Source organism: Salegentibacter agarivorans, assembly GCF_900113135.1.
Taxonomy (GTDB): Bacteria; Bacteroidota; Bacteroidia; order Flavobacteriales; family Flavobacteriaceae; genus Salegentibacter; species Salegentibacter agarivorans.
Genome location: NZ_FOOH01000007.1, coordinates 139,285 through 152,441 on the forward strand (window position 1 = coordinate 139,285; position 13,157 = coordinate 152,441).

The following is a 13,157-nucleotide window of genomic DNA, read 5'->3' on the forward strand; positions in this document are numbered from 1 at the left end:
GAAAAGGGGTCAAATTACATAATTATCATTTATAACAATTTTAATTGTTTTTACTGAATTTCTTCTTACTTTAAGTTAGAAACGCTTCATAATATTTATCTAATTAGGTAATTTTGAGACGATAACTTAAGGACGAAAAGGACATGAAATTAAAAAAACAGGGGCTCTATTCACCCGAATTTGAGCACGATAATTGTGGCGCAGGCTTTATATGTAATCTAAAAGGCAAACGAACTAATGATATAATTCATAAAGCCCTGGATATTCTTATTCGCCTGGAACACAGAGGTGCGGTAAGTGCCGATGGTAAAACAGGTGATGGCGCCGGTATTTTAATAGAAATTCCTCACGATTTTTTCAAAAAAACATGTGAATTCAAACTTCCTGATTTTAAAGAATATGCGGTAGGAATGGTTTTTCTTCCGCAATCTGGGAATCAACGAAAAATTTGCAGAGAGATTTTTGAAGAAGAGATTATTGGCCAGGGGCTTAATCTTATAGGCTGGCGGGAAGTACCCGTAAACAGAGCCTGCCTGGGAAGCATTGCTTCACTTTCTGAACCAAGTGTACAACAGGTTTTTATAGGAAAAGGAGACGATGTTTCAGAAGAAAGTTTTAATGCAAAACTTTTTGCTGCGAGAAAAATCGCTGAACATCGTATTGAAAAATCAGAACTTTCTGAATCAGAATATTTTTACCTGGCAAGTTTATCAACCAATACCATTATCTACAAAGGTTTGTTGATGCCACAGGATATTAACGTTTACTATCGCGATCTAAACGAACCAGATGTAGTTACCAAACTTGCTTTGGTTCATCAACGATTCTCTACAAACACCTTCCCAACCTGGGATTTGGCACAACCTTTCCGATATATGTGTCATAATGGAGAAATAAATACGCTACGCGGAAATTTAAGCCGAATGAAAGCCAGGGAAGAGCTTTTTGAAAGCGAAAAATTTGGCGAAGATCTAAAAGAAGTTATTCCTATTGTTCCTGAAGGTAAATCAGATTCAGCTTCTATGGATATGGTGCTGGAATTATTATTACAAACAGGAAGATCTCTTCCAGAAGCAATAATGATGATGGTCCCTGAAGCCTGGGAGAAAAATCCGTCTATGCTTGATGAGAAAAAAGCATTTTACGAATACAACGCTTGTATTATGGAACCCTGGGATGGCCCGGCTTCCATTCCGTTTACCGATGGAAAATATATAGGAGCGTTATTAGACAGAAACGGATTACGCCCTTCAAGGTACACGCTTACTAAAGATGGTTACGTAATCATGTCTTCAGAAACCGGTGTTTTAGAGGTTAAACCCGAAAATGTTGAACTACACGGTAGGCTTGAACCCGGAAGAATGTTCCTTGTAGATATGCAGGAAGGCCGAATTATAGGCGATGAAGAAGTAAAACAAAAAATTATTTCTGAAAGACCTTATAGAAAATGGTTAGACGAAAATTTACTTAATCTTTCTGAAGTTCCTTATACCGGTAACAAAACCCCGGTAGAGAAAATAGATATTAACACCCGGCAAAAATTATTTGGTTATACCCAGGAAGACATCAAAACCATAATTAGCCCAATGGCGCTCCAGGGAAAAGAAGCTATTGGCTCTATGGGAGCCGATATTCCATTGGCGGTTCTTTCAGATAAATCACAGCTTTTATTTAATTATTTTAAGCAATTATTCGCCCAGGTAACCAACCCTCCTTTAGATGGAATAAGGGAAGAAATTGTTACCGATATTAGTTTAGCTATTGGGGAAGACCGAAATTTATTTGATATCATTCCTGAACAATCCAAGAAACTTAGGATCCAAAATCCTGTTATTTCCAACGAGGATTTAGATAAAATAAAATACATAGAACATCCAGATTTTAAAACCGCTTCAATTTCTATTTTATATGAGGCCAATAAAGGTCTTAACGGACTGGAAACACGACTGGATGAAATTATTTACGAAATAAACGATGCCGTAGATAAAGGTTGTAATGTAATTATACTTACTGATAGGAATGCCGATCCAAAACTGGCTCCTATTCCGTCACTTTTGGCTTGTTCTTTTGTGCATCACGGCGTGAAAAAACATAACCGAAGATCTTCCTTCGGAATTGTAATAGAATCGGCTGAGCCACGGGAACCGCATCATTTCGCGTTGTTATTTGGTTATGGTGCCAGCGCCATTAATCCGTATATGGTGAATGAAATTATTTACAGCCTGGTTGAAGAAAAAGAAATTGAAGTTGATGATCCTGAAGTTGCTGTAGAGAATTTTAATGTAGCCATTGGAAAAGGAATTGTGAAGATTATGAATAAGATTGGTATTTCTACCCTTCACTCCTACCGCGGCGCACAAATTTTCGAGATTCTTGGCTTAAACCAAAAATTTGTAGATAAGTATTTCACTAATACACCAACTCGAATCGAAGGAATTGGATTGTATGAAGTAGAAAAAGAAATTCAAAAACGTTTCGAAAACGCATTTGCTCCCAAGAAAACAGATACCGATCTGGATCTGGAAATTGGTGGTGATTATCGCTGGAGAAGAACCGGTGAGAGACATATGTTTAATCCGGCAAGTGTAGCTAAACTACAACAAGCGGTAAAACAAAACAGCACTAAAGCTTACGAAGAATATTCAAAATTAATAAACGACCAAAGCGAACGTTTAATGACGCTTCGCGGAATGTTTAAATTCCGTGACCTTAATCCTGTTCCTATTGAGGAAGTGGAACCCTGGACAGAGATCGTAAAACGATTTAAAACCGGGGCCATGTCTTTTGGCTCTATTAGTAAAGAAGCGCACGAGAACCTTGCGGTTGCGATGAATCGTATGCAGGGAAAAAGCAACTCGGGTGAAGGTGGTGAAGATCCGCAGCGTTTTCATAAAGATCTTGATGGAAACTGGAGAAATTCAGCTATAAAACAGGTTGCTTCAGGAAGATTTGGAGTTTCTATTAATTATTTGAGTAACGCTAAAGAAATTCAAATTAAGATGGCCCAGGGTGCAAAACCCGGGGAAGGCGGGCAATTACCAGGTCCAAAAGTAAACCCCGATATTGCAAAAACAAGAAATTCCACTCCTTATGTAGGATTAATTTCACCGCCGCCACACCACGATATTTATTCTATAGAGGATTTGGCGCAATTAATTTTTGACCTTAAAAATGCGAACCGCGAAGCCAGGATTAATGTAAAGCTGGTTTCTAAAGTTGGCGTGGGAACAATTGCCGCCGGTGTAGCAAAAGCAAAGGCAGATGTTGTTTTAATTTCAGGATTTGATGGTGGTACGGGAGCTTCTCCCCTCACCTCACTAAGACACGCAGGTTTACCCTGGGAACTTGGAATTGCCGAAGCTCAACAAACCCTGCTTATCAACAATCTTAGAAACAGGATTGTTGTAGAGTGTGATGGCCAGTTAAAAACCGGTCGTGATGTAGCGATTGCCGCATTGCTTGGTGCTGAGGAATTTGGTTTTTCTACCGCTCCCCTGGTAGCATCAGGTTGTATTATGATGCGTGCGTGCCATTTAAACACCTGCCCGGTGGGAATCGCAACGCAAGATCCTGAACTTAGAAAGAAATTTAAAGGTACCCCTGAAGATGTGATCAACTTTATGTATTTCATCGCTCAGGAATTAAGACAAATTATGGCCGATCTTGGTTTTAGAACTATAAATGAAATGGTAGGTCAAAGCCAAAAACTGGATATGAACCGTGCAATAGAACATTATAAAGCACAGGGATTAGATCTTTCTAATATTCTGTATAAGCCGAAAATAGATGAAGATATGCCGCTTTATAATACAGAAACCCAGGATCACAACCTGGAAAATGTATTGGATTTTGAAATATTAAATCAGGCGCATCCGGCTATTTACAGAAAGGAAAAAATGAGTCTTGATTTCCCAATTAGCAATATAAACCGAACCACCGGAGCTATTATAAGTAATGAAATTTCCAAAATTCACGGTGCAAAAGGATTACCCGATGGTACGCTTACATTGAATTTTACCGGTTCGGGAGGGCAAAGTTTTGGTGCTTTTGCTACCAAAGGTTTAACGATGAATATCAATGGAAATTCTAACGATTATTTAGGTAAAGGTCTTTCGGGAGCAACTTTAAGTGTAAGAAAACCTAAAGAAGCATCTTTTAAATCTAATGAAAACGTAATTATTGGGAATGTTGCCCTTTACGGCGCTACAGATGGCGAAGCCTATATCAATGGAATGGGTGGAGAACGTTTCTGCGTAAGAAACTCAGGTGCCAAAGCGGTGATAGAAGGAATTGGAGATCACGGTTGTGAATATATGACCGGAGGTATAGCCGTTATTTTAGGAAAAATAGGAAGAAATTTCGCTGCTGGAATGAGCGGGGGAATCGCTTATATCTATAATGCCGATAATACTTTAGACAATCATAATTTCAATATGGAAATGATTGGATTAGAAGATCCTTCAGAAGAAAATAAAAAAGAATTAAAAGAACTTATTGAAAATCACTACCGCTACACCGAGAGCGATGTAGCAAAAGAAATCCTGGAAAACTGGGAAGAAAATGCCGGTAAGTTTATAAAAGTAATGCCTGCAGAATATAAAAAGGCTTTACAAAAAATGGAAGAAGAGAAAATGTTAAAAGAACAAGTAGAACTCAAAACAGCATAATTATGGGTAAGATAAGAGGTTTTATGGAATACGACCGCAAGGTGGAAGAGACAGAAGCTGTTGAAAATCGAGTTAAAGATTATAAAGAATTTACAAAAGAAATGTCTCCCGAAGAATTGGGAGACCAGGGAGCAAGGTGTATGGATTGCGGAATTCCGTTTTGCCATAGCGGTTGCCCGCTTGGAAACTTAATTCCAGATTTTAACCATGCAGTTTATAAAAACGACTGGAAAAAAGCACTTAGTATTTTACACGGCACCAATAATTTCCCTGAATTTACCGGGAGATTATGCCCAGCCCCTTGCGAATCGGCTTGCGTTTTGGGAATCACAGATCCGCCGGTGGCGATTGAACTTATTGAGAAATATATTGTTGAGCGAGGATTTAAAGAAGGCTGGGTAACACCACAACCTCCAAAATCCAGAACAGGAAAAACAGCTGCAGTTGTTGGCTCGGGTCCTGCAGGTCTTGCAGCAGCACAACAACTTAACAGGGCCGGTCACGAGGTTACTGTTTTTGAAAGGGACAAGAAAATCGGCGGACTTTTACGTTATGGAATTCCTGATTTTAAAATGGAAAAACACGTGATAGATCGCCGGGTAAATATTATGAAAGAAGAAGGAATCAAATTTGAAACCGGAGTTCATGTAGGTGAAAATTATGAAGCCGAAAAACTTAAAGAATTTGATGCCGTAGTACTATGTGGGGGCGCCACTAAACGCCGAAATCTTCCTATTGATGGAGCCGAAGGTGATGGTGTGATGCAGGCAATGGATTTCCTAAAAAATAACAACGAAGTTGTAGACGGTTTAAAAGAACAAACCGAAAAATTCTCTGCCGAAGGTAAAAATGTGATTGTTATTGGAGGTGGTGACACGGGTTCAGATTGTGTGGGAACATCTAACCGTCACGGCGCAAAATCGGTAATTAATTTTGAAATTATGCCGATGCCGGCAGAACATAGAGACAGGGAAAATCCCTGGCCTTACTGGCCGTTTACACTAAAAACTACTTCTTCTCACGAAGAAGGTGTTGAGCGAAATTGGAGCATTAATACCAAAGAATTTATTCGTGATAAAGAAGGAAATTTAAAAGCTTTAAAAACGGTAAATATAGAATGGGTAAAAGGTGAAAACGGAAGACCTCAGCTAAAAGAAGTAAAAGGATCTGAAAAAGAATGGCCTTGTGAACTGGTACTTTTAGCCTTAGGATTTACAGGTCCGGAAAAAACGTTAAGCGAACAATTAGGATTGGAACTTGATAGCAGAACAAATATTAAGGGAGACGAAGCTTATCAAACCAACATTCCTAATATTTTTACCGCCGGTGATATGCGACGCGGCCAATCTCTAATTGTATGGGCAATTTCTGAAGGTAGGGAAGCTGCCTACCACGTAGATAAATATTTAATGGGGAAATCCTTATTACCAAGAAAAGGAGAAGGTGATCTTCCCGCTGCTTAATTTGAATTTTAAATAAATTGTAGGTTAAAAGCGTCCGGATTTCGGGCGCTTTTATTTTTTTAAACGAGGCAGACGAAATTAAGAAATCCTGTTTCTGAAAATAAATTCAGGATGAATTAAAAAAAATGCAACCTCACAGGTTTTAAAAATCTGTGAGGTTTCTTAATTAAAGTGTTTTTGCAACTTTATTCACCGCTTCAATTGTAGTGTCTAAATCTTCATAAGAAAGAGCATCACTTATAAACCAAGTTTCAAAAGCACTTGGCGCAATGTAAATTCCGTTTTCTAACATTCCGTGGAAAAATTTGTTGAAAATTCCATTTCCAGCTGAGTTAGCGGCAGTTTCAAAATCTACTACCGGTTCTTCCCCAAAATGAATAGAAATCATAGAACCTACACGGTTTATGGTATGTGCTACATTATTTTCTGAAAGTACTTTTTCTATTCCTTCGTGAAGATATGCGGTTTTCTTGTCTATACTTTTAAAAACACTTCGGTTATTATCCAATTCGGTTAACATCGCAAGTCCGGCGGCCATTGCTAATGGATTTCCGCTTAAAGTCCCCGCCTGGTAAACCGGGCCAACCGGGGCCAGATAATCCATAATTTCATTTCGGGCAGCAAAGGCGCCAACCGGCAAACCTCCCCCAATCACTTTTCCGAAGCAGGCAATATCAGCATTCACTCCCATTCGTTCCTGAACGCCGCCGGGAGCAAGTCTAAAACCGCTCATCACCTCATCAAAAACCAATAAAATACCGTGATCATCGCAAAGTTCACGTAAACCTTCAAGAAAACCTTCGTTTGGAGGAATACACCCCATATTTCCGGGAACGGGCTCAATAATTATGCAGGCAATTTCATCTTTATTGGCTTCAATTAAAGATTTTACATTTTCGAGGTCATTATATCTTGCAAGCAGGGTGTCTTTTGCTGTTCCCTGAGTAACTCCCGGACTGTTTGGCGTACCGAAAGTGATCGCACCACTACCGGCCTGGATTAGGAAAGAATCGCTATGCCCATGATAACAACCGGCAAATTTAATGATCTTTTCTTTTCCGGTATAGCCACGTGCAAGTCTAACGGCACTCATTGTGGCCTCAGTACCCGAATTTACCATTCTAATTTTATCGATATTGGGAACCAGTTTTACCGCCAGTTCTGCGATTTTAGTTTCAATTTCAGTAGGTGTTCCAAAAGAAGTTCCTTTTTTGGCAATATCAATTACCGCATCTATTACCGGTTTGTGAGCGTGACCTAACATCAGTGGCCCCCACGAATTTATATAGTCTATTAATTTATTTCCGTCTTCATCATATAAATAAGCTCCTTCGGCTCTTTTAATAAAAATGGGATCTCCACCCACTGCTTTAAATGCTCTTACCGGTGAGTTCACTCCGCCGGGAATTACTTTTTGTGCCGAAGCGAACAATTCGCTACTTCTTTTATAGATCATAAATTTTTATTCTACAGAGATAATCACCAACATTTGCCCTACGGAAATATTAGTGTCTCTTAAATTATTAAATCGCTGTAATTCTTCTACTGTGGTATTATGTTGCTTTGCAATTCTGTATAAAGTATCGCCCTTTTTAACCTTGTAAGTAACCGACTCTGGAGATTCGGGCGTATAGGTATAACTTGGAGATGGCCTTTTAAGTACATCTGCGTCAAATTGATAAAGCCTGTAACGTTCAATTAGACTAATTAATTTATCTGGGTAACGTCTATCGGTAGCATAACCTGCCTTTCTCAAACCTCTAGCCCAACCTTTATAATCGTCTTCATCTAATTCAAAAAGTTCTGCATAACGTTTTCTTTCTGTGAGAAAAAGTGAATGATCCCTGTAAGAATAACGAGCATCTTTATATTTTCTAAAACACTCACCGCGGGCATCATCGTCGTGATAAGCTCTAGCGCCTTTCCAGTCGTGACATTTAATTCCAAAATGATTATTTGCGCGCATAGTGAGATCTCCTTTACCACCACCAGATTCTAAAATTCCCTGGGCCAGAGTAATACTCGCAGGAATGTTGTAAAGCCGCATCTCTTCCATCGCTACCGCAGCAAAATCCCGAATATAATCCTCTACCGTATAAAGACGTGGATTTACCGGGGGCAACATAGGCTCTCCATCTAAAGGTTTTACCCGTTCTATTGCGGTATTTGAAGATTCAGTGAAAGTATTTTCCCTGTTAGAATCTTTCTTAGTGGTGACTACTTTTTTCTTGCTTCCGCAGGAAACCGCAAATGCGGCGAGAAAAATTAAAACAAAAAACCGGTTAATTCTCATATTAAAAAGTGATTAGAGGCAATTTTTTCTTTTTTAAAATCATATTCATCCCCTGGATTCCCTGTAAACCGCCGGTGTGAATGGCCATAATCTTACTTCCAGAAGGGAGATACCCGCCTTTTATAAGGTCAAAAATACCAAAAACTAGCTTTCCCGTATATACCGGATCTAATTGAATTTTGTATTTTTTTTTGAAATTATTAATAAAATTTATCAATTCCGAATCTACCTTAGCGTACCCCCCAAAATGATAGTCGGTTTTTAATTCCCAATTATTTTTAATACTGTATTTTTCAATTTCTTCGGAAAGAAAATCACCTTTCAAAGCCGGGAAACCTAAAACTTTCTGGTTTATATCTGAAGCGTTTATCAAGCCTGCAAGAGTCCCACCGGTACCTACTGAAGCTGCTATAAAATGAAATTTCTCGTCTTTCTCGTTTAAAATTTCCTGGCAACCTTTTACGGCCAAATCATTTGTTCCCCCTTCAGGCACAAGATAAAATTCACCAAATTCATTTTTTAACTTCTCCTGAAATTCCCTGGTGTCTTTTGCTCTATAATCACCCCTGGAAACAAATTTAAATTGCATTCCGCAAGATTTAGCAAACTTAAGTGTGGGATTTTGTGCTAAAGTATTTTCCAAATCTTTGCCTAATTCTTCTCCCCTAATAATTCCTATTGTTTTTAGATGGAAAAGTTGCCCGGCGGCGGCCGTTGCTGAGATATGGTTTGAAAAAGCTCCGCCAAAAGTGAGCAGTGTTTTTTGCTTTTGTTCAAGCGCTCTGGCAATATTATATTTTAATTTCCTAAATTTATTTCCTGAAACCTCAGGATGTAATAAATCTTCACGTTTTAAATAGAGCGAAATTTCATTAGGAAACTCAGCAACAAACTGATTTTCAGAAGATATTCCAGTAAAAATGTTTGAAGATTTCGGCATAAGCAAATATCCGAATTCTAAGACGAGCTACCTAAACAAACTTTAAAAATGCCCAGAATTTACGCTCCTCCAAATAATTCTCTTTCATTTCCTGGCTGTAAGCTTCGCGCTCAAAACTTATATTTTTATATGCCAGAAAGCGGTCTTTATAATAAAATAAACGCAGTAAATATTCGATTAAATACCAGATATAAAAAGGCAAAATAAGTAATTCTAACTGCTGTCTTAAATGAATTTTTTCGTGGTTAATAAAATTAAAATCATCTTTTAGCTCACTATTTTTAAGAATCACAAAAGGCCATAAACTCACGCCCTTAAATGATTTTCCCAGGAGATATTTGTTAACGATTAGAATCACGTGTGGAAGTTAAGAAATTGTATTTTTGCGATATGAGTTTTTTCAAAAAAAGAATTCCGTTAGAAGAAGGAGATTACTACACCACTCCTGAAGGTTATCGTTGTTTTACCGAGCAATATCACTTAAAGCGTGGCTATTGCTGCGAAAGTGGTTGCCGGCATTGCCCCTACGGATTTAATAAAAAAACCGGCAAGCAATCATAGTTCATTAATTTTTGTTAAACGGTATTTGATTGCAGAATCTCCCATTACTTTAGATTCATCCTTAAAAACCTGTAAAAGGTAATTTTGGCTTACTTTAAAATAGAGTTTTTGGCGTTCTCCTAAACTAATGGTATTCCCTTGCTTATCCCATTCAAATTTTCCGGTTTCCTGTAGGCTGTTATCACCTGCTCTGCCTTTAAATTCCTGAGAAAGTGTATAATCACGATTTTTCTCTATCTCAATAGATGTTTCAATTCCCTCGCAATCCTCACAAGGCAAAAACCCTTCATAAATACCGGCCCAATCCAGTGAATCCCGGGCACTAAAAACATCATTTGAAGGTGTTACTTCGCTTTTCTTTGAAATTTCAGTAGTTTCTAATTCCAATTCTTTGTTTTCATCTTTACAGGAAACAAGACAAACAAGAGCAAGAAGAATTATAATAGATTTCATAATTTATTTCTTTAAAAGAGCGCTAAATTTATAGAAAATGAAATTTAAAACTCTTTAATTTAACATTTCTTCCTATTATTGAAACCTATTGCAAACAGAAAATCAATGGACTTTAAAGCGAAAATACTACAGGGAATTCCCAGTGAACTTCCACCTAAAAAAGAATACGATACTTCGGTAAATCACGCTCCTAAACGAAAGGCTATTCTAAACGCCGAAGAAAAACAATTAGCACTTCAAAATGCCCTTCGTTATTTTGAAGAAAAACATCACCAGGAATTGCTACCTGAATTTAAGGACGAACTGGAAAAATACGGGAGAATTTATATGTATCGCCTGAAGCCGGACTATGATATGTATGCGCGAAATATTGAAGAATATCCCGGAAATAGCACACAGGCAAAAGGAATCATGCTCATGATTCAAAACAACCTGGATCCTAAAGTAGCGCAACATCCCGATGAATTGATTACTTACGGGGGCAACGGGGCGGTTTTTCAAAACTGGGCGCAATACCTGCTCACTATGCAATATTTAGCCGAAATGGAAAACGATCAGACTTTGGTGATGTATTCCGGACATCCTATGGGCTTATTCCCTTCTCATGAAAATGCCCCAAGAGTAGTAGTTACTAATGGAATGATGATCCCAAATTATTCGAAACCTGATGATTGGGAAAAATTTAATGCGCTAGGTGTAACGCAATACGGGCAAATGACGGCTGGAAGTTATATGTACATTGGCCCACAGGGAATTGTGCACGGTACCACGATCACAGTTTTAAATGCCGGCAGAAAAATATCAAGATCTGGAGAAGGTCTGGAAGGTAAATTATTTGTGACTTCCGGTCTTGGCGGGATGAGCGGCGCGCAACCAAAAGCCGGAAATATTGCAGGTTGTATTACCGTGTGTGCCGAGGTGAATCCAAAAGCTACAAAAACCCGCCATAGCCAGGGCTGGGTAGACGAAGTAATTTCTGATCTAGAAAAACTTGCTAAAAGAGTGCAGGAAGCCAAAGCTAATAAGGAAGTAGTTTCTATCGCTTTCCAGGGAAATATCGTAGATGTTTGGGAATATTTCGAGCAAGAAAATATTTATATCGATTTGGGAAGTGACCAGACTTCATTGCACAATCCCTGGGCCGGCGGTTATTACCCGGTAGGTTTAAGTTTAAAAGAAGCCAATACCATGATGGCCGAAGAACCTGAAAAATTTAAAGAAAAAGTACAGGAAAGTTTAAAAAGACAAACCGCGGCGATTAATAAACATACCGCTAAGGGCACCTATTTCTTTGATTACGGAAATGCTTTCTTATTAGAAGCTTCCCGGGCCGGAGCCGATATTTTAGCTGAAAACGGCAAAGATTTTAAATATCCGAGCTACGTGCAGGATATTATGGGGCCTATGTGTTTTGATTACGGTTTTGGGCCTTTCAGATGGGTTTGTGCTTCCGGAAAAGAAGAAGATTTGGATAAAACCGATAAGATCGCGACTCAGGTTTTAGAAGAACTCAAAAAGAGTTCACCAGAGGAAATTCAGCAGCAAATGGCTGATAATATTCAGTGGATAAAGGGCGCAAGAGAAAACAAACTGGTAGTAGGATCTAAAGCCAGGATTCTCTATGCCGATGCCGAAGGACGAATGAAGATTGCCAAAGCTTTCAATGATGTTATTGGAAATGGAGAAATAGGAACGGTTATTTTAGGACGTGATCATCACGACGTTTCCGGAACAGATTCTCCATACCGGGAAACTTCAAATATTTACGATGGATCCCAGTTCACAGCCGATATGGCGATACAAAATGTAATTGGAGATAGCTTTAGAGGCGCCACCTGGGTAAGCATTCATAACGGCGGCGGAGTTGGCTGGGGCGAGGTGATTAATGGTGGATTTGGTATGATTCTTGAAGGAAATAAAGCATCGGAGGAGCGACTAAAGTCTATGCTTTTCTGGGATGTTAATAATGGAATTGCCCGCCGAAGCTGGGCCCGAAACAAAGAAGCGCTCTTCGCTGCAAAAAGGGCTATGCAAATGGAACCAAAACTAAAAGTAACTATCCCAAACCTGGTAGATCCGGCTCTTTTTGACACTAACACCTAAAATAATATTTTATGAAAGTCTTAAAAATTACACCGGTTCTTTTACTGCTAACTATCCTGGTAACTTCCTGTAGTAGCGTAAGAGTTGCTTCAGATTATGACAGGGAAGTAAACTTTAACCAATATGAAAGTTACGCTTTTTTTAAACCTGGAATAGATAAAGCTGAAATATCAGATCTAGATAAAAAACGAATCCTTAGAGCCATAGAAGCTGAAATGCAACGTAAAGGTTTTACAAAATCTGAGGATCCAGATCTTTTAGTAAGCATTTTTACGAAAACCAATGAAAATATTAATATCTACCAGAACAATATGATGGGCTGGGGATATGGCTGGGGATGGCATCCCTGGTATTGGGGCTCAGGTTTTAATACCGTAAACCGCACTAGCGAAGGCACTCTTTATATAGATCTAATTGATGCTGAAGGAAAAGAACTGGTTTGGCAGGGAATGGGAACTGCCGCTTTAGCCAATGATGTGAATAAAAAACAAAAAAGGATAAACGAAATTGTTTCTGAAATACTTGAAAAGTATCCTCCAGAAATAAAGAATTAACCCCACAAATTTTTCAACAAAAATGCTCCTCTTGTAGGAGCATTTTTATTTTTACACGGCTTTAGTTATCATTTTATGAATTTCAGGTTAATTTCTTATCTTTATATTGAATTTTAGTTAATC

10 protein-coding genes are annotated in these 13,157 nt (G+C 38.5%); 5 read left to right on the forward strand and 5 right to left on the reverse strand.

Features of this window, described 5'->3' with window-relative positions; all coding sequences use genetic code 11:
• Positions 1–143 precede the first annotated feature (143 nt).
• On the forward strand, positions 144–4,667 hold the full coding sequence (gltB, locus tag BM084_RS07150) for a glutamate synthase large subunit (protein ID WP_075325903.1): 4,524 nt from the start codon (positions 144–146) through the stop codon (positions 4,665–4,667).
• Positions 4,668–4,669: 2 nt separating this feature from the next.
• Positions 4,670–6,130 carry a glutamate synthase subunit beta gene (locus BM084_RS07155; RefSeq protein ID WP_093303917.1) on the forward strand — a complete coding sequence of 487 codons (1,461 nt, stop codon included), beginning with the start codon at positions 4,670–4,672 and terminating at the stop codon, positions 6,128–6,130.
• 166 nt (positions 6,131–6,296) lie between these two features.
• Here BM084_RS07155 and hemL read toward each other — a convergent pair whose 3' ends face one another.
• Genes hemL through BM084_RS07175 form a run of 4 tightly spaced genes read right to left on the reverse strand, consistent with a single transcriptional unit; the run spans position 6,297 to position 9,721 of the window.
• Positions 6,297–7,586 carry a glutamate-1-semialdehyde 2,1-aminomutase gene (gene hemL / locus BM084_RS07160; protein WP_093303921.1) on the reverse strand — a complete coding sequence of 430 codons (1,290 nt, stop codon included), beginning with the start codon at positions 7,584–7,586 and terminating at the stop codon, positions 6,297–6,299.
• 6 nt (positions 7,587–7,592) lie between these two features.
• Entirely contained in the window at positions 7,593–8,423 is an 831-nt protein-coding gene (locus BM084_RS07165; RefSeq protein WP_075325900.1) for a glucosaminidase domain-containing protein, read from the reverse strand.
• Position 8,424: 1 nt separating this feature from the next.
• Positions 8,425–9,363, reverse strand: coding sequence for a 1-aminocyclopropane-1-carboxylate deaminase/D-cysteine desulfhydrase (locus tag BM084_RS07170; RefSeq protein ID WP_093303923.1), 939 nt, complete (start codon positions 9,361–9,363; stop codon positions 8,425–8,427).
• A gap of 31 nt (positions 9,364–9,394) precedes the next feature.
• Positions 9,395–9,721, reverse strand: a complete 327-nt coding sequence (locus tag BM084_RS07175) for a hypothetical protein (protein ID WP_075325898.1) — start codon at positions 9,719–9,721, stop codon at positions 9,395–9,397.
• A 32-nt stretch (positions 9,722–9,753) separates the two neighbouring features.
• Here BM084_RS07175 and BM084_RS19155 point away from each other — a divergent pair, with 32 nt between their 5' ends.
• Positions 9,754–9,924: a C1orf53 family protein gene (locus BM084_RS19155; RefSeq protein WP_177195671.1), complete on the forward strand. Its 171-nt coding sequence runs from the start codon at positions 9,754–9,756 to the stop codon at positions 9,922–9,924.
• Here the strand turns inward: BM084_RS19155 and BM084_RS07180 are convergent.
• Positions 9,919–10,377 carry a copper resistance protein NlpE gene (locus BM084_RS07180; protein ID WP_093303925.1) on the reverse strand — a complete coding sequence of 153 codons (459 nt, stop codon included), beginning with the start codon at positions 10,375–10,377 and terminating at the stop codon, positions 9,919–9,921. The genes BM084_RS19155 and BM084_RS07180 overlap by 6 nt on opposite strands.
• A gap of 105 nt (positions 10,378–10,482) precedes the next feature.
• On the opposite strand from BM084_RS07180, the gene BM084_RS07185 reads away from it, so the two are divergent.
• Both BM084_RS07185 and BM084_RS07190 read left to right on the forward strand, forming a co-directional pair.
• On the forward strand, positions 10,483–12,480 hold the full coding sequence (locus BM084_RS07185; RefSeq protein ID WP_093303981.1) for a urocanate hydratase: 1,998 nt from the start codon (positions 10,483–10,485) through the stop codon (positions 12,478–12,480).
• Positions 12,481–12,491: 11 nt separating this feature from the next.
• Entirely contained in the window at positions 12,492–13,034 is a 543-nt protein-coding gene (locus tag BM084_RS07190) for a DUF4136 domain-containing protein (RefSeq protein ID WP_093303927.1), read from the forward strand.
• The last annotated feature ends 123 nt before the right edge of the window (positions 13,035–13,157 follow it).